At 59.1% G+C, this 22,756-nt stretch carries 26 protein-coding genes and 1 tRNA gene; 20 read left to right on the top strand and 7 right to left on the bottom strand.

Translation table 11 applies throughout. From position 1 onward, the window contains the following. Positions 1-14 precede the first annotated feature (14 nt). Positions 15-416, bottom strand: a complete 402-nt coding sequence (locus AKG12_RS29020; RefSeq protein WP_082178642.1) for a hypothetical protein — start codon at positions 414-416, stop codon at positions 15-17. Between the two features lie 115 nt (positions 417-531). Here AKG12_RS29020 and AKG12_RS30580 point away from each other — a divergent pair, with 115 nt between their 5' ends. From AKG12_RS30580 to AKG12_RS00365, 9 genes are all read left to right on the top strand, one after another. Then, positions 532-1,629 (top strand): hypothetical protein, encoded by a 1,098-nt coding sequence (locus AKG12_RS30580; protein WP_052816974.1) that lies wholly within the window; start codon positions 532-534, stop codon positions 1,627-1,629. After that, positions 1,626-2,183, top strand: coding sequence for a hypothetical protein (locus tag AKG12_RS00400; RefSeq protein WP_156316000.1), 558 nt, complete (start codon positions 1,626-1,628; stop codon positions 2,181-2,183). Before AKG12_RS30580 ends, AKG12_RS00400 begins: the two co-directional genes overlap by 4 nt. Continuing rightward, on the top strand, positions 2,183-2,746 hold the full coding sequence (locus AKG12_RS00395; RefSeq protein ID WP_052816970.1) for a macro domain-containing protein: 564 nt from the start codon (positions 2,183-2,185) through the stop codon (positions 2,744-2,746). The genes AKG12_RS00400 and AKG12_RS00395 overlap by 1 nt, the downstream gene beginning before the upstream one ends. A gap of 25 nt (positions 2,747-2,771) precedes the next feature. Beyond that, on the top strand, positions 2,772-3,449 hold the full coding sequence (locus AKG12_RS00390; RefSeq protein WP_052816968.1) for an NlpC/P60 family protein: 678 nt from the start codon (positions 2,772-2,774) through the stop codon (positions 3,447-3,449). 21 nt (positions 3,450-3,470) lie between these two features. Further along, entirely contained in the window at positions 3,471-3,797 is a 327-nt protein-coding gene (locus tag AKG12_RS00385) for a hypothetical protein (RefSeq protein WP_052816964.1), read from the top strand. A gap of 2 nt (positions 3,798-3,799) precedes the next feature. Then, complete coding sequence (locus tag AKG12_RS00380) at positions 3,800-4,303, top strand: hypothetical protein (protein WP_052817822.1); 504 nt, start codon at positions 3,800-3,802, stop codon at positions 4,301-4,303. After that, entirely contained in the window at positions 4,300-5,121 is an 822-nt protein-coding gene (locus tag AKG12_RS00375; RefSeq protein WP_052816962.1) for a hypothetical protein, read from the top strand. Before AKG12_RS00380 ends, AKG12_RS00375 begins: the two co-directional genes overlap by 4 nt. A 12-nt stretch (positions 5,122-5,133) precedes the next feature. Next, positions 5,134-5,409 carry a hypothetical protein gene (locus AKG12_RS00370; protein ID WP_052816960.1) on the top strand — a complete coding sequence of 92 codons (276 nt, stop codon included), beginning with the start codon at positions 5,134-5,136 and terminating at the stop codon, positions 5,407-5,409. Positions 5,410-5,475: 66 nt separating this feature from the next. Next, complete coding sequence (locus tag AKG12_RS00365; RefSeq protein ID WP_197283279.1) at positions 5,476-5,970, top strand: hypothetical protein; 495 nt, start codon at positions 5,476-5,478, stop codon at positions 5,968-5,970. 95 nt (positions 5,971-6,065) lie between these two features. On the opposite strand, the gene AKG12_RS00360 is transcribed toward AKG12_RS00365, so the two are convergent. Continuing rightward, positions 6,066-6,365 carry a thermonuclease family protein gene (locus AKG12_RS00360; protein ID WP_502688802.1) on the bottom strand — a complete coding sequence of 100 codons (300 nt, stop codon included), beginning with the start codon at positions 6,363-6,365 and terminating at the stop codon, positions 6,066-6,068. Positions 6,366-6,661: 296 nt separating this feature from the next. Continuing rightward, positions 6,662-6,736: transfer RNA gene (locus tag AKG12_RS00355), tRNA-Thr, on the bottom strand. A gap of 155 nt (positions 6,737-6,891) precedes the next feature. On the opposite strand from AKG12_RS00355, the gene AKG12_RS00350 reads away from it, so the two are divergent. From AKG12_RS00350 to AKG12_RS00305, 10 genes are all read left to right on the top strand, one after another. Continuing rightward, the gene (locus tag AKG12_RS00350; RefSeq protein WP_052817818.1) at positions 6,892-7,158 is read left to right on the top strand and encodes a hypothetical protein; all 267 of its coding nucleotides are present in this window, start codon (positions 6,892-6,894) and stop codon (positions 7,156-7,158) included. Between the two features lie 101 nt (positions 7,159-7,259). Next, entirely contained in the window at positions 7,260-8,552 is a 1,293-nt protein-coding gene (murA, locus tag AKG12_RS00345; protein ID WP_046800570.1) for a UDP-N-acetylglucosamine 1-carboxyvinyltransferase, read from the top strand. A gap of 115 nt (positions 8,553-8,667) precedes the next feature. Then, positions 8,668-9,108, top strand: a complete 441-nt coding sequence (locus AKG12_RS00340) for a DUF2948 family protein (protein ID WP_046800569.1) — start codon at positions 8,668-8,670, stop codon at positions 9,106-9,108. Positions 9,109-9,241: 133 nt separating this feature from the next. Continuing rightward, entirely contained in the window at positions 9,242-10,540 is a 1,299-nt protein-coding gene (gene hisD, locus AKG12_RS00335) for a histidinol dehydrogenase (RefSeq protein WP_052816957.1), read from the top strand. Between the two features lie 3 nt (positions 10,541-10,543). Beyond that, positions 10,544-11,017 (top strand): UPF0262 family protein, encoded by a 474-nt coding sequence (locus AKG12_RS00330; RefSeq protein ID WP_046800567.1) that lies wholly within the window; start codon positions 10,544-10,546, stop codon positions 11,015-11,017. A 2-nt stretch (positions 11,018-11,019) separates the two neighbouring features. Beyond that, positions 11,020-11,508 carry an arsenate-mycothiol transferase ArsC gene (locus tag AKG12_RS00325; RefSeq protein ID WP_046800566.1) on the top strand — a complete coding sequence of 163 codons (489 nt, stop codon included), beginning with the start codon at positions 11,020-11,022 and terminating at the stop codon, positions 11,506-11,508. Between the two features lie 144 nt (positions 11,509-11,652). Then, positions 11,653-11,871: a translation initiation factor IF-1 gene (infA, locus tag AKG12_RS00320; protein WP_004432473.1), complete on the top strand. Its 219-nt coding sequence runs from the start codon at positions 11,653-11,655 to the stop codon at positions 11,869-11,871. A gap of 31 nt (positions 11,872-11,902) precedes the next feature. Beyond that, entirely contained in the window at positions 11,903-12,526 is a 624-nt protein-coding gene (locus AKG12_RS00315; protein ID WP_046800565.1) for a Maf-like protein, read from the top strand. Positions 12,527-12,529: 3 nt separating this feature from the next. Then, positions 12,530-12,757, top strand: a complete 228-nt coding sequence (gene yacG / locus AKG12_RS00310) for a DNA gyrase inhibitor YacG (protein ID WP_052816954.1) — start codon at positions 12,530-12,532, stop codon at positions 12,755-12,757. A 149-nt stretch (positions 12,758-12,906) separates the two neighbouring features. Continuing rightward, the gene (locus AKG12_RS00305; protein WP_052816952.1) at positions 12,907-13,743 is read left to right on the top strand and encodes a DUF6030 family protein; all 837 of its coding nucleotides are present in this window, start codon (positions 12,907-12,909) and stop codon (positions 13,741-13,743) included. A 12-nt stretch (positions 13,744-13,755) separates the two neighbouring features. Here AKG12_RS00305 and galE read toward each other — a convergent pair whose 3' ends face one another. From galE to mscL, 3 genes are all read right to left on the bottom strand, one after another. Next, a complete protein-coding gene (galE, locus tag AKG12_RS00300; protein ID WP_052816950.1) occupies positions 13,756-14,787 on the bottom strand; it encodes a UDP-glucose 4-epimerase GalE in 1,032 nt (343 codons plus the stop codon). A gap of 327 nt (positions 14,788-15,114) precedes the next feature. Then, positions 15,115-16,281, bottom strand: coding sequence for a pyridoxal phosphate-dependent aminotransferase (locus AKG12_RS00295; RefSeq protein ID WP_052816949.1), 1,167 nt, complete (start codon positions 16,279-16,281; stop codon positions 15,115-15,117). Positions 16,282-16,436: 155 nt separating this feature from the next. Continuing rightward, positions 16,437-16,865, bottom strand: a complete 429-nt coding sequence (mscL, locus tag AKG12_RS00290) for a large conductance mechanosensitive channel protein MscL (RefSeq protein WP_046800560.1) — start codon at positions 16,863-16,865, stop codon at positions 16,437-16,439. 325 nt (positions 16,866-17,190) lie between these two features. Here mscL and AKG12_RS00280 point away from each other — a divergent pair, with 325 nt between their 5' ends. Then, the gene (locus AKG12_RS00280) at positions 17,191-20,700 is read left to right on the top strand and encodes a PAS domain-containing hybrid sensor histidine kinase/response regulator (RefSeq protein ID WP_052816947.1); all 3,510 of its coding nucleotides are present in this window, start codon (positions 17,191-17,193) and stop codon (positions 20,698-20,700) included. A gap of 52 nt (positions 20,701-20,752) precedes the next feature. On the opposite strand, the gene AKG12_RS00275 is transcribed toward AKG12_RS00280, so the two are convergent. After that, positions 20,753-22,600 (bottom strand): methyl-accepting chemotaxis protein, encoded by a 1,848-nt coding sequence (locus AKG12_RS00275; protein ID WP_052816946.1) that lies wholly within the window; start codon positions 22,598-22,600, stop codon positions 20,753-20,755. Positions 22,601-22,756: the final 156 nt, after the last annotated feature.

The raw sequence follows: 22,756 nt of genomic DNA, 5'->3' as shown, positions 1-22,756 counted from the left end.
TCTGCCGCGTCCGGTCAATAGGTGGTGCAACTTACGCTGTTTCCATACCTGTTGCAGTTTGTCGTGGTGCTGACGCGGGGCTGCGAAACGACGATCGGCGGCGGGGTGTAGCTCTGCCCCCGGAATGCAAACGTCGGCATCCTTCCGTCCGATGGACCGCATTGATAGCTCATCCGGTACCAAGTGACGGGACCGGGCAGGATGTCAGCAACCAAGCCGCCGGCGTTGCTAGAACTATCGAGAACTTGATACGGGCCTTTGCAGGTCGACGCCGCTGTCTTCAAACAGGCATTTGGCGAGCCGCTGCATTTGGTCTCTCTCATCGGTTTACCGCTCGGGCCAGCGATTTCCTCGCCATTCGATGCAGCGCAACCAGAAACGGCCAAGGCGGCCAGCAACAAGACGATGTTTTTCATTTGATCCCCCGATCTCGCCATAAAGCAAAGCACAAGGGCGCGAGAGTGTCCATAAACGTTCAGAAACACGGTTAAAGCGGCTCGCTTCGGCGGGCCTTTTCTATGGAGAATGCCAATGCCTAGAACTGGTGGCGTCTTTTCGCTTCTATCCGGGTCCAAGGGTACGCCCAACACGACGATCCAGAGCGCGCCCTATAATGCCCAGCTGGACGATTTCGCTCAGGACGCAAACCAGCCGCGGCCCATCACGGCCGGCGGCACGGGTGCAACGAATGCCACGCAGGCGAGAACAAATCTCGGATTGGCCATTGGATCGGATGTCCAAGGCTATGATGCGGGGCTGAAATCCATCGCTGACCTGATCACTGCCGCCGATCAAATGCTCTATACGACCGGGCTTGATGTCTATGCGACGACGGCGCTGACGGCCTTCGCGCGGTCGCTACTGGATGACACCGACGCGTCTGCCGCTCGGCTAACCCTTGGCCTCAAGGCGCTGGCGATCCTCGACAGCATCAATAACAGCAACTGGTCAGGCGAAGACCTGTCCGTCGCAAATGGCGGCACTGGCGCCAGCTCCGCCGCAGCAGCCCGAACAAACCTCGATGTCTACGGCAAAAGCGAGACATATGCCAAAGCCGAGACATACGCGAAAACTGAAGCCGACACTTTGCTTGCGGACCCGTGGGCCTATCAGCCGATCGGGGTTCCTATCGCTGGCTGGTTTGGTCTCGCTGGCACCGGCTACCCCCCGACAAACAACCCCCGCTATCGCTACATTGACCTTTCGGGCGGGCAGACCGGTGCGGGCCTGTATAACGAGGGACTTCTGGTCTCTGAAGTCGTCTCCGGCTCCTGGCCGAATATTGTCGCCTATGCCACGATCAATTTGGCAGGCTCCCCTGTCTCGGGCCGTGTGGTTCAACTGGTCAACACGTCTCGTATGTTTTTCCGTCCCGGCGCGGCAGGTAATCAGCAGTATTTTGCAATGCAGACGCACGCGCACGGCGTCAACGATCCCGGTCACTATCACACGGGCGTCCAGAACGGTACGGCAAGTACAGGTCGGTCAACCTCTCTCGATCAGCCCCCCGCAGTATTCTCCTACGGAAACACCGCATGGGCGGCGACTGGTATTTGGCTCAGCAATGCGGGTGAAGAAGAAACCCGCCCCCGCAACATCGGCCTGAATTACATCATGAGGATTAAGTGATGCCCTATGCATTTGAAGGCGGGGTTTGCTCTGACCCCACTGAAGGCTCCATCGAGATTACCGGCGAACAGTACGCGGCGGCGCTGGACGGCATCACGTCTGGCTTGGCGGTGTCGATCGTCGGCGGTTTCAAGTTGATTGAACCTCCTGCCGTGGAAGAACCAAATCCAGAAGATGATCTGGTTCTCGACCAGTGGAAAATCCGGCTCTCCGCAAGGATTGACGAAGACGCCGAGCGTGCGCGCCTTCGGTACATCACCGGCGGTTCCGGGCAGGCAATGACATATCAGCAGAAAGCCCAGGAGGCGGCAGAAGTGCTTGCGCTTGTCGGCTCTGGGGAGATCGATGGAAGCCATTTCCCGCTTCTGTCAGCAGAGATAGGCATAACGGCGCCAACGTTGATCGAAGTCGCTCAGGTCGTGGATTACGCGTATCAGACGTGGCGCGTCGTCGGCGCTCAGATCGAGGCGCTACGGCTTGGCGGGAAGTCTGCCGTTTCGACCGCGACGACTATCCCGGCAGCAAAGGCCGCCGCACTTATTCAGTGGCCGTGATGCGGATCATCATCTTCGACAGAAACCCGGCGATACTCTCTGCTTTCGCTGACCAGCCTGACATCGAAGTGTTTCACGGAACGCTTGATGAATTGGAGGCAGACGCCGTTGTAAGCCCGGCAAATTCGTTCGGGTTCATGGATGGCGGCGTAGATTACGCCTACAGCATGTTGTTCGGCTGGGGCGTCCAGTGGAAGGTTCAGACTGAAATCGAGAAACTGCCATTCGGAGAATTACTTATCGGTCAGGCGCTCACGGTCTCGACGGAGCACGAGCAGATACCGTGGCTGATCTCCGCCCCCACGATGCGAGTGCCGAAGCAGATATTCGATGCAAACGACGTGATGCTTGCCGCAAGGGCCGCGACGGCCGAAGCGTTGGGGAGAGGGCTTGCATCAATAGCCTTTCCCGGCATGGGCACCGGTTGCGGGATGCTCTCGCCAGAGGTTGCCGCATCGGCAATGATTTGCGGCATATCCAATGCGCTCCGCCCGATGGGAAAACCGACGTCCTGGCGAGAAGCGCAGCATCGGCATTTCCATCTGGTCCATAACGCCGGCTAACAGAACTGAAAATCAGGAGACGACAATGGCGACTGTGCGCGAAGTACAGCAGCGCTTGATTTCGCTCGGCTATGATGTCGGGCCGTCTGGCGCTGACGGCATTCCCGGCCGCAGCACTACAAAGGCCGTGACGCGGTTTCAGGAGGATAAGAAGCTCCCTATCCTCTATCCCGGCACGATTGGCCAGAAGACGCTTGTTGCGCTCGGGCTGAACGATAATAAGCCCGTGGTTCCGCCGTGGGTGACAGAGGCCCGTCGCTTTGCCGGGCTGCACGAGGCCAAGAACGCCAAGGTGCTGGATAAGGCCCTTCGGCTCGATGCGAGTGAAATCGCGTGGTGCGGCGCATTCGCCGGCATGGTCATTGCCACGGCGCTGCCGAAAGAGCCGATGCCAGCAAACCCGCTCGGATCTCGCAATTGGCTGAAATTCGGCAAGGCGCTGAATGATCCCCAGATCGGCGCCATCGCCGTCTTCTGGCGTGGTTCAAAGGATGGCTGGCAGGGCCACGTCGGCATCGTCGTCGGCCACGACAAAACGCATCTTCATATCCTTGGCGGCAATCAGTCCGATTCCGTCAGCATCGCTCGCATCGCGAAAACACGACTGCTCGGCTACCGCTGGCCGGCAACCTATCAAGACGCGCCTTATGCCGCGCTGCCGATGACGACCATTTCGGCAAGCATCACCACCAACGAAGCTTAAACCTCCATCAAAGGAACGAACATGTTCAAGTCTCTGCTCATTGTGGCCGTGGCAGCCTTTGGCCTGTCCGCTTGCCAGTCCACCGGATCGATCGATACCGGCATTCGCAACAGCCTGCCGCAGGTCTGCTCTGCCGGCGAAACGGCCTATGCCGTCCTTCTTCCTTTCATCGCAGCCGATCGGCTGAAGCCAAAGACCGCAGCAGCGGCAGAGGCGGCCTACCAGAGCCTTCAGGCACTTTGCGCCAACAAGGAGACGGCAACGCTCGCTTCCACGCTGGTGGCGGCTTCCAGCGCCTATCTGACGATCAGCATCGCCATCCGCGAAGCTAAAAAGGTGGAGGGATGATCATGCGACCCATTCACTGGATTATTGCCTCCGCTCTGGCTCTCGTCTGCCTCGTGGCGTTCTTCTTCGCTCCGGCATGGGCGCAGGATGCCGGGCCGGTCATTGCGCCGTCTTCGTGGCTCTATGAGGTCTGGACAATCGTGCAGCCCGTCGTGGTGCTGCTGGTGTCCACAGTCGGCCCGGTGCTGGCGACGTGGATCGCCGCGCGCCTTATCGCCCTCCTGAAGGTGACAGACGAAAAGCAGCGCGTCGAGATCGAGACCAAACTGCGCGATGCTCTCCACCAGTCTGCCGCCAACGCGATCCGGTTCGCGCTGACCAAGGCAGGGCTTCCGACCGTCGGCGGCGTCATCAGTGACACGATCATGGCGGAAGCCGCCAAATACGTGATCGAGAAGAACCCGGAAGCGCTCCAAAAGCTCGGCGTCGATGCCAAAGCCCTGGACGAGATAATCCTCTCCAAGCTTCCGGAGGCGATCCAGCAGACGAAGGAAGCGCCGAAATGATCGGTCTTGAAATCGGCGTGTCTCTCTCGAGCCCTTATCTGGGTGGACCGAAAGTCGATCCAGTCACCGCCGTTCTTTTGGCACGAATGACCGTGAAGCCTGATTACATCCGCAAGGATCTAATCAACGACCGCATCATTGAGGCGAAGGAAAAGACTTGGTGGCCAAGGTTGCCGGGCCTGTATTCTCACGCAGCGCATGACGGGCAGGCAGGCCGCCTTAACTGGAAGGGCAATATCTATGACTGCCTTCCGGTCAATAACCCTGTTTTCACGGTGGACCGTGGATTTATGGGCAACGGTTCAAGCAGCTATCTCGACACACAGTTCAATCCAGCGACCGCTGGTGACCCGTGGTTTACCCAGGACAGTGCCTGCCTCGGCATCCGATCCAACACGGAAAACGTCGGGACAGGCTCTCTCGCGGGTTTTTACGACACCACGTTACAGCGGGGGACCACGATCAACCCTCGCATCGACAATACAAATTCCGTTGCTTCGTTTCGCGTGAACGCTGGATCGGCGGGCGCCAACACGCCCAACGGCGCGGTGCCTTCATCGGTCGGGATGTTTGTTGCCAACCGGACATCCTCTGCGGGTGTCAGCGGATACCGCAACGGGGTTAAGCTGGTGACCGGTACGCAGCAGCCTTCCGTTCCTCTGGCTAACGGAAACCTTCGTTTTGGCTCCATCAACAACAGCAGCTATCGCGCCTGTCAGTTCTCCATGGGCTACTTTGGCGGTGGCCTGACCGACGCTGAAGCACTGGATATTCACGATTGGTTTGAGGTCTACCGGCTGGCGGTAGGCGTACCATAAGGGACAAAATTCATGACAATTCAATCTTGGCTGATCTTCACCCCCGCCGAAGCGGAACAGGTCGTAGAGGAGAGCAAAGCGACTGACTTTCGCATCGCGCCGCGCGTCATCGATGGTCAGTTCGTTGCAAACCTCAACGAACCACTTCTGGTGGTCGGAAACTACGTCACCAACATCGAGGTGCTGGTGGGACCAGAATACGGGCCGGTGTGGGGCAGCACATGGGTTGGAGAGCTACCCGTGAGAACAGCCGACAGCGACGTGCTGTTCCTTCCTCCGATTGTCTGATGACACTCTTCCCTCGGCCGGTGGTCGGGGGCTTCTTCAATCGCATCTCAAGGGCAGGCTTACCGGATGGCGGAGAATACGAACATGATAAGTCGCGCGCCTAAGTTGGAGTGGAATCTGAACACCCTCATCCAGCTTGTTACCCTCGTCGGGATGCTCATCGGCGGCATTGTGATCTGGGTGGACAAGAGCCGGGACATTGAGGATCTGCAAAAATGGAAAGAAGGCCATGAGCAGCTGCACAAAGAACGTCTGGCTGAAGTGAAGGCGATCGAGGCGAGTTACAATCTCCGCCTTTCGAGCCTCGAGCAGAAAAGCATCGAGGCAGAGCGTAAGGCCGACAATCTGACCTACCGCGTGACTGTCACCGAACAAACGACCGTCAACATCTCCACGGCCATCAAAGAATTGCAGGCCGACTTCAACCGGCAATCCAGCGACATTCAGGTGATGAAGGAAATTCTTCAGCGCTTGGAATCGGCGTTAAACCGCAGCGCGCCCCTTCGTCGCTCCTCACTCGGCCCATTCGACGCGGTACTTCGTTCCCCGCTGCCGCGATAAAGAAAACCCGCCAGCAGCCTCGTACTGCCAGCGGGTTCCGTTGAACTTGTGGGCGTTCGCCCATAAGTCTGCACCCCCCTTAAGGTATTTGCAGATCAATTGCACCAGTCAATGCGGTGCTTTGCGCGCCATTCCCGCGCCAGTCCTTCCCCCATAAGAACCTGCCCAGCTTCCCGGCCATCGGGGAGATAAATGTTCACGAGCGGCCGGCGGCTTTGCGTCCGGTCCCTCGCGCCGCTGTCCTCGATACGAGGCACACCGTCAAGCAGCAGTTCTTTCAGCCTGACTTTCGCCTTCGTCGCCAGATCCCGCTCATAGTCGCACTTGGCGCGGCTTCCCGTCTCGGGCGCATCCACGCCAGACTTGAACGGCACCCCGCCGCCCAGCAGCCGCATGTTCTGGCCGTCGCATTTGATGGTGTCGCCGTCGATCACGATCAGCGAAGCGCAGGAAACACCCTGCCCTGCCGCCGATAAATTCGGTATGAAGCATGCGATGGCCGCAGCAGCCGCAATGGCGATTCTTTTCATTCGGCGCATTTGCTCTCCCCCTCGAAATCAGAACACTTATAGAACAGGCTGTGCCACATGTGTGCCAAACACTGTGCCAAAGTGTGCGCAACGGTGCGCGTTTGTTCTTGTTTGCGTCGATTGGGAAGTTCGCCAAAAGCCTTGTTTTGCAGGCTGTTTGATGGTGCTGCTAGAGAGATTTGAACTCTCGGCCTCTCCCTTACCAAGGGAGTGCTCTACCCCTGAGCTATAGCAGCATCCGGTGCCGAAGCGTGTGCTTCAGCATCAAGCGTGGCGGCCTATTGCCATAGGTTTTTGATGAGCGCAAGTCGCAAAACGATATTCTTCATCAAGCGGGGCAAAAAAGCGTCCCCCCTGTTGAAAAATGCATTTTTCGGATATTGCTGAATTTATGAACGAACATCATGACAAACAGGCGAATGCAGCGATTTGCGCGGACGACGCCGCAGAACCGTCCGCCGTGACGGCGACCGGTGGCCAGCAGGCTGGCCCGGGTGAGAAGGCACGGCAGCGCGAGGCGGAACGCAAGGCGCGGGCGGCGAAGAAGCTTCGTGAAAACCTTCTCAAGCGCAAACAGCAGGTTCGTGCGCGTCGCGCCGGCGATGAGGACCAGACGATTGGTCTGCCTGCCGCAAAAACGGTCGAATCATCCTCATAGAGAATTCATCAGCATAAATTGAAACGCCGCGGAAATTCGTCTAAGGACGCGCCTTTCCGCAAGGCATGATAAGAAAGGCGGGCACAGGCCCGTAGGGACGCATGGATCGCATCAGAATTACGGGTGGCAACAAGCTTAACGGCATCATTCCCATCTCCGGCGCAAAAAACGCCGCCTTGCCGTTGATGATCGCATCGCTTCTGACCAGCGATACGCTGACGCTCGAAAACGTGCCGCATCTGGCCGATGTTGAACAGCTCATCCGTATTCTCGGCAATCACGGCGTCGATATTTCCGTCAATGGTCGCCGCGAAAGCCAGGGCGAAGCCTATTCCCGCACCGTCCATTTCACCTGCCGCACCGTGGTTGATACAACGGCACCCTATGAGCTGGTTTCCAAGATGCGCGCCAGCTTCTGGGTCATCGGCCCGCTTCTGGCCCGTGAAGGCCGTGCCCGCGTTTCCCTGCCCGGCGGCTGCGCCATCGGCACGCGCCCGGTTGATCTGTTTATCGAGGGCCTCGAGGCGCTCGGCGCGACGATGGAAATCGACGGCGGCTACATCAACGCCACAGCCCCCAAGGGCGGCCTGATCGGCGCGGTTTATACCTTCCCGAAAGTCTCCGTCGGCGCAACGCACGTGATGCTAATGGCAGCGAGCCTTGCCCGCGGCACCACCGTCATTCACAACGCCGCCCGCGAGCCGGAAGTGGTCGATCTGGCGCAGTGCCTCACCGCCATGGGCGCGAAGATCGAAGGTGCGGGCACCTCCACCATCACCATCGAGGGCGTCACCTCGCTCTCCGGCGCGCGCCACCGGGTTCTGCCTGATCGTATCGAGACCGGCACCTATGCCATGGCGGTTGCCATGGCCGGCGGCGACGTGGTGCTGGAAGGCACGCGCGCATCGCTGCTCGACAATGCGCTCGATACGCTGCGGCTTGCAGGTGCGACGATCAGCGAGACCGAAACCGGTCTGCGCGTGGTGCGCAACGGCAACGGCATCCAGCCGGTCGATGTTGTCACCGAGCCGTTCCCCGGCTTCCCCACCGATCTGCAGGCCCAGTTCATGGCGCTGATGACCCGCTCGCAGGGTGTCTCCCACATCACCGAGACCATCTTCGAAAACCGCTTCATGCATGTGCAGGAACTGGCCCGCCTCGGCGCGAAGATTTCGCTTTCCGGTCAGATGGCCCGCATCGAGGGCGTCTCCCGCCTGAAGGGTGCGCCCGTGATGGCGACCGATCTGCGCGCCTCGGTGTCGCTGGTCATTGCCGGCCTGGTGGCGGAAGGCGAGACCATGGTTTCGCGCGTCTATCACCTCGATCGCGGCTTCGAACGTCTTGAAGAAAAGCTCACCCGCTGCGGCGCACTGGTCGAACGCGTCAGCGATTGATCCTTTCATTGCCGCTCATCCGGCTCCTACCCGTTGCAGAGCGGGCCTCGACTGCCTATTTCCAGTACAAGAAATAGACATTGCGGCCCGTGGCCCGCGGAAAAGGAAGAAAAAGATGAGCGGCCTGAAATTGCTCGCGCTGGATACTGAAGATCTCTCCGTCATCTCGACGCATATGCAGGACAGCGTCTTTAAACTGAAAGACGTTGCCTTCGAGCCGAAGCATGGCCAGTTCACGCTTTCTGCCAATCGTTTCGTATGGGAAAGCGCCGACAAGAAGAACCTGCCACCGGAGCGCTGCCGCAGCGTCGTTTTCCTCAAGCGGGTCTCCGCCGTGCGCTCATATGGCATCAACCGCACCGATAAGGAGCAGGTCCTGTCGCTTCTCGCCATCCGCTTCGTGCAGAATGGCGAAGGACCCGATGGAGCCGTTGAGCTGACGCTTTCGGGCGGCGGCGCCATTGCGCTCGACGTCGAATGCATCGAGGCGCAGCTGACCGATGTGAGCGGCGCCTGGGAAACCGCCGCCAAACCGCATCATCCCGATAGCGAATAAGCGCTTCACGCCGTCGCAACGGTTGCGTTTCGTGACCGTTTCGATTTATGCCACATACCAGAGCCGCGATTATTGCGCGGCGAGTTCGTGAACCTCGCGGCATCGTCCGCGGGGACAATGAAAGGGTAATGGCGTGGCAATCTGGCTGGAGCAGGCATCGGCTGATTTCGAACAGAAATTCGCAGCCTTCCTGACGACCAAGAGGGAAGTTTCCGAAGACGTCAATGCGACGGTTCGTGACATCATCAACGATGTCCGCCAGCGCGGCGATGCGGCCCTTGCCCATTATTCCCAGAAATTCGACGGCATCGATTTTACCAAGGTTTCGATGCGGGTAACGGCGGATGAAATCGATGCCGCCTATTCAGCGGTCGACAAAAGCGTCATCGAAGCCCTCGAACTCGCGGCCCGGCGCATTGAAAAACACCATGCGCGGCAGATGCCGAAGGACGACATCTACGAAGACGATATTGGCGTGGGGCTCGGCTCGCGCTGGACGGCCATCGAGGCTGTCGGCCTCTATGTGCCTGGCGGCACCGCCAGCTATCCCAGCTCCGTGCTGATGAATGCCATACCGGCAAAGGTCGCCGGCGTGGAGCGCATCGTCATGGTCGTGCCCGCCAATGGTGGCGTGATAAACCCCGCGGTTCTTGCTGCGGCGCGTATTGCCGGCGTTGAGGAGATCTATCGCATCGGTGGCGCGCAGGCTGTGGCAGCCCTTGCCTATGGCACGGAAACCATAGCGCCGGTCGCCAAGATCGTCGGCCCCGGCAACGCCTATGTGGCGGCCGCCAAACGCCAGGTCTTCGGCACGGTCGGCATCGATATGATCGCCGGCCCCTCCGAGGTGCTTGTTATTGCCGACAGGGACAATGATCCGGACTGGCTGGCCGCCGATCTGCTGGCGCAGGCGGAGCATGATCGTGGTGCACAATCCATCCTCATCACCGACAATGCCGAACTGGGCAAGGCGGTGGAGGCAGCCGTCGAGCGGCAGTTGAAGCGCCTGTCGCGCGCCGAGACGGCGGCGGCGAGCTGGGCCGATTTCGGCGCGGTCATTCTGGTCGAGAAACTCACCGACGCCATTCCGCTGGCCAACCGCATCGCCGCCGAACATCTGGAACTTGCCGTCGATGATCCCGACGCGCTGATGGCCCACATCCGCAATGCCGGTGCCATCTTCGTCGGACGCCATACGCCTGAGGTGATCGGCGATTATGTCGGCGGCTCCAACCATGTTCTGCCGACCGCGCGCTCGGCACGCTTCTCCTCCGGGCTTTCGGTGCTTGATTTCGTCAAGCGCACCTCTATCCTGCGCCTTGGGCCAGAGCAGTTGCGCCAGCTTGCGCCGGCAGCGATTACCCTTGCCCGTTCGGAAGGGCTGGACGCGCATGCGCGCTCGGTCTCCATTCGCCTCAATCCGGAAAGTTAAGCGATGGCTTCAGGCGATTTCCGGCTCTGCGACGTGGTTCTGGACGATAGTATCGGCCGGTCCACGCCTGATGTGGAGCACGAACGCGCCGTCGCCATTTTCGACCTGATCGAAGAAAATACCTTTGAGCCGGCGGGCCACGAAGGCGGGCCATACCGGCTGCATATTTCGCTGGTCGATGCCAAGCTGGTTTTCGCGATAAAGACCGAAGACGAAAAAGACGTCTCGACCCATATTCTATCGCTGACGCCGTTCCGCCGCATCATCAAGGATTATTTCCTGATCTGCGAAAGCTATTATGAGGCGATCCGCTCCTCTACACCCAGTCAGATCGAGGCGATCGACATGGGCCGGCGCGGCATTCACAATGACGGCTCGCAGACCCTGATGGATCGGCTTTCCGGCAAGATCAAGGTGGATTTCGACACGGCGCGCCGCCTCTTCACCCTTGTCTGCGTGCTTTATTGGCGGGGTTAGAGATGAGCGATCCTGCCGCAGCGCCAAACGAGGGACGAGCGCCCAAATCGGTCCTCTTCATGTGCGGCATGAACTCCATCCGTTCCCCCATGGCGGAAGTCATCGCCAAACGGCTGGTGGCGCCTGGCATTTACATCCAGTCGGCTGGCGTGCGGGCTGGCGAGCGCGATCCCTTCGTGGATGCAGTGCTTGAGGAACAGGGATTTTCGCTCGGCAAACACAAGCCGCGCACGCTGGACGAGATCGAGGATGATTTTTTCGATCTGATCATTACATTGACCCCCGAGGCCCATCACGCCGCGTTGGAACTGACCCGCTCGAATTCGCTCGATGTGGTCTATTGGCCGACCATGGATCCGACGGTGATCACGGGCACGCGCGAACAGATTCTCGACGCCTATCGCGAAGTGCGGGATCATCTGTCGAAACTGATTTCGGAACGCCTGCCGGGGCGGCAGCAGCCGGTGGCGGATACGCTGTCAAAAGACTGAAAACTGACCTCGCCTCATGAAAATCGGTACTGATTTTCAAGCCGATGCTTTAGAGGTTCACAAATGTGCCGGGATTGTGTAGTTTCCGCGCAATTTTCCCGGACAGGACATGTCCGGCACTATCAACAGGAAGAAAACCCTTACATGACAAAAGAAGAAGTCCTTGAATTCCCGGGCATCGTAACCGAATTGCTGCCGAACGCAACATTCCGCGTGAAGCTTGAGAACGAACACGAAATCATCGCCCACACTGCAGGCCGCATGCGCAAGAACCGTATCCGCGTTCTGGCGGGCGACAAGGTGCTGGTTGAAATGACGCCTTACGACCTGACCAAGGGCCGCATCACCTACCGCTTCAAGTAATCCGTTCGGCATCGGACGCCCGGGCAGCGCAATGACAAACACAAAACAAAAGCTCGTTCTGGCATCCGGCTCACCGCGGCGTCTGGAACTGTTGCATCAGATCGGCATCGAGCCGGCACGCCTGATGCCGATGGATATCGACGAGACGCCTGCGAAGCTCGAGCATCCGCGCACGCTGTGTCGTCGTCTGTCGCTGCAGAAGGCCGAAGCGGCGCATGCCGCGCTCAAGAGCGAGCAGACGTGGAAAGACGCCTATGTTCTCGGCTCCGACACCGTCGTGGCCGTGGGCCGTCGCATCGTCGGCAAGGCGGAATATACCGAAGACGCCTCGGCGGCGCTGCATCTTCTCTCGGGACGCAGCCATTGGGTCTATACCGGCATCTGCCTTGTAATACCCGGCGGCAAGATCCGACAGAAGGTGGTGGAAACCAAGGTGCGCTTCAAACGGCTCTCGACGCGAGAAATCGATGCCTACATCGCCTCCGGCCAGTGGCGCGGTAAAGCGGGCGCCTATGGCATTCAGGGCATTGCTGGCGCATTCGTGCAGAAACTGACCGGTTCCTACACCAACGTCGTCGGCCTGCCGCTTTACGAGACCATGTCGCTTTTGTCCGGTGAAGGATTTGAGGTGACGTCGGGCTGGCTCGAGGGATAGACCATGGTAAAACCCTCCACTGAAACCGCCGGAAATGTCACGCCGCTGCGTAAATCCCAGCCATGCCCGGAATGTGGGCGGCCCTCGACGCGCGACGATTATCCGTTCTGTTCGGATCGCTGCCGCTCGCTCGATCTCGCCCGCTGGCTGAATGGCTCTTACGCCATTCCGGTCGCGGACGATGAAAGCAGCGCCGGCGGGCAGGACACGGGTAAAAGTACATCCGAATAACACCATGCGCCGCCGGAGATTTCGGCGGTGGATTGCATATATTATTTTTTTTGCTTCCGCTTACATCCATATTCACAGGGCTGAAAACGGCCCGAAAATCCATATCAAAAAAGGCTTCCGCCCTGCCCCGGCAGCCATAGGGTCCTGCGATGGACGCAAGCCTGCAAAAAAGAGTAAGCCATGGCGCGCTGCTGTTTGCAGTACTGGCCGTCTGTCTCGCCATATTGGCGACGGTGCTGCTTGCCAACGATCAGAAGCACCTCAAGAGCCTGTTGACCTACCTCAATCTGGCGCCTGCCATCTATTCCGCCGAGCCGCCGGCCAAGGTGAGGCCCGTCAAACGGCAAAAGCTCGCCGCCAAGAAGGTCGATCTGCCGCATCATCTATTGAAATTCGAAAAAACCGGCGACAGGGCATCTTTCGCACGCGATTTCGTGCTTTCTGGCAAGGACCTCTGTGACCGTTTCACCACCGAGGGTTTTTCCAACCTCGAAGGCTGGCATGCCAGCCCGGTGAATATTCGAAATTTCGAATGCATCGCCGATCTTGTCGAAGAGAATGCAGCAACGCCTGCCGAACGGGCATCGCTTTTCCTTGAAATCAGAGGCGAGGCATCGGGCGAGATCAGGTCCATCAGAATGAAGGCCGTGGCGCCTGAGACGCCTGACGGTGCCGCCGTCAGGGCCAAGCTTAATGATGCTCTGGCCCTGATTATCGGGCAAACCCGCTGGGCCGACCTTGCCGCCATGCTTGGGCCAGCAAACGGGATGCAGCCCTATCAGGCGCAACATTTCGGCATTTCGGTCTCCGTCAAACCGGAGCCGACCGCACCGCATCGCATGAACGTGATTTTGCTCGCGAACGAACAGTCGCCGGGGCTGAAGCTGACGCGCAGTTTTTTCGACAGGGGGCAATGGCTTCCCGCCGCCAGCGCTTCGGATCGGCCGGTCGTCTATAATTCCGTCGAGAAAAACCGTGTCCGCTGATGCGGAACCTGCTCAGCCTATCGCTGCCAGTTTGCGCCGGACCGGGGGGATCCTGTCGCTTTGCTGAGCCTGGCGCTTGGCTTCCCACTGAAGAGCAGTGCGAACGATGATCGCCAGATCGTTGAAACGCGGGCGCCAACCCAGCTCCGACTGAATACGGGTGGAATCCGCTACCATGGCGGCAATATCGCCCGGCCGACGCGGACAATGGATGACCGGGAAATCGTGTTCCGATTCCTGCCGCACCGCGTGCAGCACGTCCAGCACCGAATAACCGACGCCATAACCACAATTCAAGGTTCGGGTGCCGCCACCGGCGCGCAGATGCGCCATGGCCAGCATATGCGCATCTATGAGATCGCTGACATGGATATAGTCGCGAACGCCCGTGCCGTCAGCGGTCGGATAGTCCGTTCCGTAGACCTCAACCCGATCACGCCGGCCGGTCGCGGCCTCGCAGGCGACCTTGATGAGGTTTGCCACGCCCGTTGGAGAAGGACCGGCGCGGCCCTGCGGATCGGCTCCGGCGACATTGAAATAACGCAGCGCCACATAGTTGAAATCATGCGCCTGCACGACATCGCGCAGCATGATTTCAGAGGCGAGTTTCGACAGGCCGTAAGGATTTTCCGGGCTCAGGATCGCCGTTTCCGGCACCGGGCCATCAAAGGGCTGGTTTCCGTATACGGCGGCTGTCGAGGAGAAGATGAAATTGCGAATGCCATGGGCGACCGCTGCCGCGACAAGGGCGCGGGTCGTGCCGGTGTTGTTTTCGTAATATTCCAGCGGCTGGCTGATCGATTCAGGAACGCTGAGGGAGCCGGCAAAGTGGAAAATGGTCTCAATCTGGTTTTCTTCGAAAATCTGGTCGAGCAAGGTGCGATCGGCCGCATCCCCCAGATAGAAGCGCGCAGCCGGCGCGACAGCCCAACGCGACCCCGTGGAAAGCCGATCGACAACAACGACCTCTTCCCCGGCATCGAGCAAAGCCCACACCATGTGGCTTCCTATGTAACCTGCTCCACCCGTGACCAGAACAGCCATGACACTACTTCCCTGTTTGCTTTTCTTGAGCCCATCAAAGCCAATAATTCTTCATCATTGATTACTTGCACAGCAAATACGCGACCCAGCCCTCAGCCCTCTGAAAAGGTGGCTTACGATTGGTTAGCGCAATGAAGTGCTTTTTATTTATTAGATGAAAATGTTCTCATAAAAGGAACAGAAGGCGCATAGCACAGAAAAGCCCGCACGTCGATGGTTACGCCGTGGGGTTGCAGTTTTGGAGCTTCACTGTGATTTTTTGAGCAAATGCACCTGTCGCGGTGACGTACCAACGCGACAGGCAAACATTGCAAGGAAGACCGATATCTACCTGCCGAGGATGTAAGATGACAGCCGATCGGCTGCATCTTCTATCTGCCTGGGGTTGCGCAGGAAGCAGGCGCGCAGAAACAGTTCTCCCCCCGGACCGAATGCCGTGCCGGGCGCCAGGCCGACGCCGGTTTTATCGACGATATCCAGCGCCGTGGCGCGGCTGTCCGTCACGCCGTCTATCTTGAGAAAGGCATAAAGAGCGCCGTCCGGCTTCAGCGTTTCAACCCTGTTCGTTGCGATCAGCGCATCGCAGAGAATATCGCGGGACGCCAGAGCACGTTCGTAGTTTTCGCGGATGAAGCCATCGCCCTGGTCGAGGGCTGCGACTGCGCCGCGCTGCATGAACTGCGCAACGCCAGAGGTGGAATATTGAATGAGATTTTCGATGACCTGGCCTATGGCCGGCGGTGCCACAAGCCAGCCGACACGCCAGCCGGTCATGGACCAGTTCTTTGAAAAGGAATTGGCGAAGACGATCTTGTCGTCCGGCTCCATGATGTCGAGGAACGAAGGCGCGCGGGTGCCGGCATAGTGATAAAACGCGTAAATCTCATCCGCGACGATCCAGAGATCGTGTTTGCGGGCAAGCGCCAGAACATCGCGAAGATTGTCGCGCGTCGCGGTCCAGCCGGTCGGGTTCGAAGGCGTGTTGATAAAAAGCGCCTTGGTCTTGCCGGTGATGGCGCTTTCAAGCTTGCCGATATCGAGATCCCAGCGGCCGTCGCGGAAATCGATACCGACCGGAACCGCCTTTGCGCCCGCCACGCCGATGGCGGCAACGATATTGGGCCAGGTTGGTGAAAGATACACCATCTCGTCGCCCGGCGAGGTCAGCGCCTGCACGGCAAGCACAATCGCCTGCATGCCGGAACCGGTGACGTAAAAATGCTCCGGCGGCAGCGATGCCGCGAAGTGCCGTTCGTAGTAGCGGTTGAGCGCCTGGCGCAGTTCGGGAATGCCACGCTGCCAGGTGTAAAAGGTTTCGCCATTGTTCAGCCCATCAATCGCAGCCTGATTGATGAAGTCAGGGCTCGGCAGATCGCCTTCGCCAACCCAGAGCGGCAGGAGATTGTCCCGTCCCCGGGCATAATTCACGACCTCAACGATGCCGCTCTCGGGAGCCGCCAGAGAGCGCGCACTCAGACTGTTCAAAATGGACATTAAAGACACTCCGTTTGGTGCCTTCTTATCGCATCGAACCGGTCATATGCATGATATTCCGTGAGGCGAACATGGATTTTCTTTATGGATCGATCCCCGGCGCAAGAGAGCTGTCCGCGCAGGTCAGCAAAACCAGGCCGGGGATAATGTCGGTCTCAGCGCGTCTTGAGCAGATCGCGGATTTCGGTGAGAAGCTTGACGTCTTCCGGCGGCGGAGCCGCTTCCGTCTTTTCTTCGGCCTTCTTGGTTTCTACCGAGGCGCGAAGCTTGTTGACGCCCTTGACCATCAGGAAAATGATCCAGGCGAGGATGAGGAAGTTGATGAGAACGGTCAGAAAGTTGCCATAAGCAAAGACGGCACCCTGATCACGGGCAGCGGCAAGCGACGGGGCGGTGACGCCGGAACTCAACGGCAGGAAGTAGTTCGAGAAATCGAAGCCGCCAAAAATTGCGCCGACGATCGGCATGATGAGATCGTTGACGACGGAATCGACGATCTTGCTGAAAGCCGCACCGATGATGACACCGACGGCCAGGTCCATGACATTACCGCGGGCAATGAAGGTTTTAAATTCGTTTAGCATCCAGATTGTCCCTCTCTCCTGCTTCGAAAGCTGAAGCTATGTGACTGTCCCTACAGGTTCGACCATATAGGTTCCCCTTCGCATTTGGAATTCGTCAAGATTGCATTTATTAGCTTTTTTGCACGCCATAACACGCCGGGTGAAAACGGCACCGGCGGACGTGCTTCAGCAATCTGTTTGCTTCGCATTTTCCCCTGCGTAAAACCGCTACGCACTTTTACTGGAAATGCTCCCGTCTTGAACTTTATGATCAGACCGCGCTCATTCTCAACCGCATGGAATTCGCCTATGCTCATATCAGGGAATTCTTGCATGGGGAGGATGCGTGCTTCCTGGGTGGATCATATTCGGTTCGGCCTTCGCTTATGTCCTGCTGCTGTTTGCGGTTGCAAGCTTCGGGGATAGAAACAGCCGGAAAAGAAACGCCCCGAAGAAGGGGCGGCCGTTCGTTTATGCGCTGAGCCTTGCGATCTATTGCACCTCCTGGACCTATTTCGGCGGCGTCGGGCTTGCGGCCGACAAAGGATTGGAGTTTCTCGGCATCTATACCGGGCCGATCCTTGCCTTCACCATCGGCATGCCGATCATTCGCCGAATCGTCGAGCTGGCCAAAACGGAAAAGCTGACATCGGTTGCGGATTTCATCGCCGCCCGTTACGGCAAGAACTCCACCGTGGCGATGATCGTCGCCGTCATCGCGCTTGTCGGCGCCATTCCCTATATTGCCCTGCAGCTGAAAGCCGTTTCCAACTCGGTGGCGACGATGGTCGATCCCGGTGACTACGGCATTGGCAGCGGCAATCTTTATTTCCTCGATCTGCCGCTGGTCGTCACCATCGTCATGGCCGGTTTCGCCGTCATGTTCGGGACCCGCCACACCGACGCCACAGAACATCAGGACGGGCTCATTCTGGCGATTTCGATGGAATCGCTGGTCAAGCTGGTTGCCATGTGTACCGTCGGCTTTTACGTGCTGTTCGTCCTTTTCGACGGGCCTGTGCATCTGTGGCGGCTCGCCACGGAGAATGAACAGGCCATGCGGGCCATATCCTATCACACGCCCGTCAGCCGCTGGATTGTCATGACCCTGCTATCCGGCTTCGCCATCATCCTTCTGCCGCGCCAGTTCCACGTCACCGTGGTGGAAAACCGCACGCCGGAAGAATTGCGCATGGCGGGGTTCCTCCTGCCGCTTTATCTCATCGCCATCAACATCTTCGTGCTGCCGATCGCGCTCGCCGGCATTCTGACGCTCGGCGCAAACGGCAGCGCCGATCTCTACGTCCTGCAACTGCCGCTTACGCATCAGATGCCGGTCGTATCCCTGATCACTTTCATCGGCGGATTTTCGGCCGCGACCGCAATGGTTATCGTTGCTTCGGTGGCGCTGTCGATCATGATTTCCAACGACATCGTCATGCCGATCTTTCTGCGGCAGAAGCTGTTGAACCGCTCGCCGCACCGGGACAATTTCGCCAAAACGCTGCTCAATATCCGCAGGACGGCGATCTTCGCGGTGATGCTGCTGGGTTACTTTTATTATCGCGCCGCCGACAGCACGACAGGGCTCGCCTCCATCGGCTTCCTGGCCTTCGCCGCCATCGCCCAGATGGCCCCTGCCCTTTTCGGCGGCCTGTTCTGGCGGCGCGCCAATGCGCGCGGCGCGATTGCCGGCCTGAGTTCGGGCTTTTTCGTCTGGGCCTATCTGCTGTTTCTGCCGAGCTTCGGCGGGCCTGACAATTCCGAAGTGGCGGCGAATATTCTCGGCTTCCTGTTTTCCGGCAGTACAGTCTTCAACGGACCGGAAGCCGATCCGTTTGTGAATGCCGTCATCCTCAGTCTGCTCGTCAACAGCATGGCCTTTGTGCTCGGCTCGCTATCGCGCAACCCGCGGCCGGTGGAGCGGATCCAGTCCGGCATTTTCGTCAAGCGTCATTCGAAATCGCAATTCGCCACACGCGGCTGGAAAACCCGTGTGAGCGTCGGTGACCTCAAAAGCGCGATCGCCCGCTATCTCGGGGAAGAGCGCATGCTGCGCTCACTCGCCACCTATGAAAAGACGGCCGGCCGGAAGCTCAACGACGACCAGCCGGCGGACATGGCGCTGATCCATTTCTCCGAACAATTGCTTGGCAGCGCCATCGGCTCCTCCTCGGCCCGCCTCGTGCTGTCGATCATTCTCCAGAAGGCGGAAGATACCAGCGCAGACACCGCCTGGCTGCTCGATCAGGCCAGTGAAGCCCTGCAATATAATCAGGATATGCTGCAAACGGCGCTGGCGCAGATGGATCAGGGCATCGCTGTTTTCGACAGCTCGCAGCAGCTGACCATCTGGAACCGGCGCTTCCGCACCCTGCTGGACCTGCCGGAACAATTCGGCCAGGTGGGCGTGCCACTGACGGATATCGTCTCCATGCTGCAGGAGCGCGGCGACATGCCGGCCGGTGATACGGACGAGCTGATCACCAGTTTCCTGACCATGGACCTGCCCTTCTCGCTGGTGCTGGCTGGCGGCGAGCGCATTATCGAAGTGCGTTCCAACACCATGCCGGACAAGGGCATCGTCGCCACCTTCACCGATATCACGCAGCGGGTGGCGAGCGATCAGGCGTTGAAACAGGCCAACGAAACGCTGGAGCAGCGCGTGGCGGAACGAACCGTCGAGCTTACCCGCGTCAACCGCGAACTGGCGGAGGCAAGAGCATCCGCCGACGAGGCGAATATCGGCAAGACGCGGTTCTTCGCCGCCGCCGGTCACGACATTCTCCAGCCGCTCAATGCAGCGCGCCTCTATTCCTCCTCGCTTGTCGAACGGCTTGGCGTCTCCAGAGAAAGCGATCTCGTCCACAATATCGATTCAGCGCTGGAATCGGTCGAAACCATTCTCGGCGCGGTTCTCGACATTTCCCGCCTCGACACGGGTTCGATGAAGGCGCGCATGACGTCGGTGCCGCTAAACGAGCTGTTGAAACGCATCGAAACCGATTTCGCACCCATGGCGCAGGAAAAGAACCTCGATCTCGTGGTCATGCCCACCTCACTCACGGTCCGTTCCGACCCCAATCTCCTGCGGCGGCTCGTACAGAATCTGGTCTCGAACGCCATCAAATACACACTGAGGGGCAAGGTCGTCGTCGGTGCCCGCCGCCGGGGCGGTGAAGTCGTCATTCAGGTGACGGATTCCGGCATCGGCATTCCTGCCTCCAAATTCCGCACCGTCTTCAAGGAATTCGCCCGACTGGATGAAGGCGCGAAAACGGCCTCCGGCCTTGGGCTGGGCCTTTCCATCGTCGACCGGCTGTCGCGCATGCTGCACCATCCCGTGCAGCTGATTTCGACGCCCGGCAAGGGTACGACCTTCCGCATTCATCTGCCGCGTGAATCAGACCGCGTTGCGCCAGCCAAATCCGGCGGCGCCGTCAGCAATGCGGCGGCGAGCGATCGCCTTCAGGGGGTGCGCGTCCTGTGCATCGACAATGAGCCAAAAATCCTCGAGGGCATGACGCTGTTGCTGACGGGATGGGGTTGCGAGGTTCTGCCGGCAGGTTCGGTGGCGACGCTGGAAGAACCCTTCCTGAAACTGGCGGCAGCGCCTGATATCATCATCGCCGATTACCATCTCGATGATGGTGACGGCATCAGCGCCATCCGCCTCATCCGCACATTCTACGGCAAATCGATCCCTGCCCTGCTGGTGACGGCGGATCGCAGTCCCGAAGTGCGCAGCGATGCCGAAAAATACGGGATTTCCGTTCAGCACAAGCCGGTCAAACCGGCGGCGCTGCGCGCCTATATCAACCAGATATCCAGCATGGCACGGGCAGCGGCGGAATAAAAAATCCCGGACCTTGCGATCCGGGAGATTTTGATTTTGCAGAACGGGGGTATCAGGCGGCGCGGTTCAATCGATCCCTGCCCGCCGCCGATCCCTGCTCCATCTGGAAACGCTGGACGAGATCGAGCAAGGCCTCCACCTCGCCGGACAGCACCCGGCTCGCCGCACTCGATTGCTCGGCAAGCGCCGCATTCTGCTGCGTCATCTGGTCCATCTGGTTGACGGAACCGTTGACGTTGTGAAGCGCGGATGACTGGTCCTGTGTCGCCGTTGCGATGGTTTCGACATGCTGGCTTACGGTGACGATCTGCTGGCTGATGGCGGAAAGAACCGTGCCCGCCTCCTGCACCAGCTTCGATCCGGTGCTGACTTCGTGCGTCGACTGGTTGATGAGCTGCTTGATCTCGCGGGCTGCGTCGGCGGAACGTTGCGCCAGTTCGCGCACTTCCTGCGCCACCACGGCAAAACCCTTGCCCGCCTCACCCGCACGCGCCGCCTCGATGCCGGCATTCAAGGCCAGGAGATTGGTCTGGAAGGCGATATCGTCGATGACCTCGATGATCTGCTCGATCTTGCGTGAAGCGCCTTCGATGCGGCCCATGGCATCAACGGCATTGCTGACGACCGAGCCGGAACTGTCGGCGCTCTGCTTGGTAATGCGGACGGCCTCATTGGCCTCCCGCGCCCGCTCGGCCGACGATCTGACCGTCGCGGTGATTTCCTCGACGGCGGCGGCGGTCTCTTCCAGCGAGGCCGCCTGATTTTCGGTGCGCTTCGACAGATCAACCGACGACTGCTCGATTTCAAAGCCGCTATGCTGGATGATGAGCGTGCGCTCACGGATCTGCCCCAGCGCATCGCGCAGATTGAGCAGGGATTCGTTGAAATCCGTGCGCAGCCGGTCCAGACGGCCGGCGAAAGGTGTCTCGATCGTGCGGCTCAGATCGCCACGCGAAAGCCTGCCGAGACCGGATGCGATTTCACCGACCGCAAATTCGATCTGGCTGTCCAGCGCCTGCTTTTCCGCGTCGTTGCGGTGGCGTTCGGATTCCGCCACAGAGCGTTCATCGGCGCTTCTTCCCTCGATGGCCAGTTTATCAAGCGCATTCTCGCGGAAGATCACCAGCGCGCGGGCAATGTTGCCGAATTCATTGGTATTGGTGGCATAGGGGATTGGTGTGTCGAGATTGCCGTCTGAAAGAGACTTCACCGCATCCGTCAGTTTGCCCAGCGGCTGCAATGTTCGTCTGATGACGAAATAGGCGAGAAGCCCGACTCCGCCCATGGCCAGCGTACCGCAGATCAGCATCAGGTCGCGCAGGCCGAATATCTGGGCTTCGTAGACGGCCATGGGAACGCCGACAAAAAGAATGCCGACGGTGGCGCCGGACTTGTTGATAACCGGCATGTAACCGGTCATGTAACTGACGCCGAAAAGCGTGGCCGGGCCGAAATATGCTTCGCCCTTGCTGACTTTTTCGAAAGCAGGATGATCGGTGGCAAGCTTGGTGCCTGCCGCCCGTTCGCCCTTTTCATTTTTCAGATTGGTGATCATACGGACATATTCACCGGCCTTGGTTTCAAAAACCGTGGCGATGCCGCCGTTTCCTGCCGCGGTGCGATCAACGAGGTCGTTGTCGCGCAGCGTCCCAATGCTGGCGCGGCTGACACTTTTGAGTTGCCCATCGCCCATGTCCAGCGCGACGCCACCGACCTTCATCTCGTAGAGGATCGCCATGTTGCGCATTGCGCTGTTGGTATCGCGCAGCGCGGTGGTGATGATATTATCCTTCAAGCGCATGTAGGTGGAAAAACCAACTGCCGCCACGCTGAGCATGATCAAGCCGATCGTCAGCACGACGACTTTGCTCGCGACGGTCTTAAAGAGCCGGTTGTGCATGAACAGTTCCCCAAAGCCAAACCTGCGACAGTTCTAGCTGGCAACTGTTAAAAAACGCGAAATGAGACGCCGGAACCATGGCGCATCGGCAGGTCTGCCGCGGCCTGCAGCCCTGAAAACCCGGGGATGCGGTGCGGGGGGAACCCCCGCCCGCCA

The sequence above is a fragment of the Agrobacterium sp. SUL3 genome (assembly GCF_001263295.1).
Taxonomy (GTDB): domain Bacteria; phylum Pseudomonadota; class Alphaproteobacteria; order Rhizobiales; family Rhizobiaceae; genus Agrobacterium; species Agrobacterium tomkonis.
The sequence above is the reverse complement of the archived record's forward strand: the minus strand, read 5'-3'. Positions and strand labels throughout refer to the sequence as shown.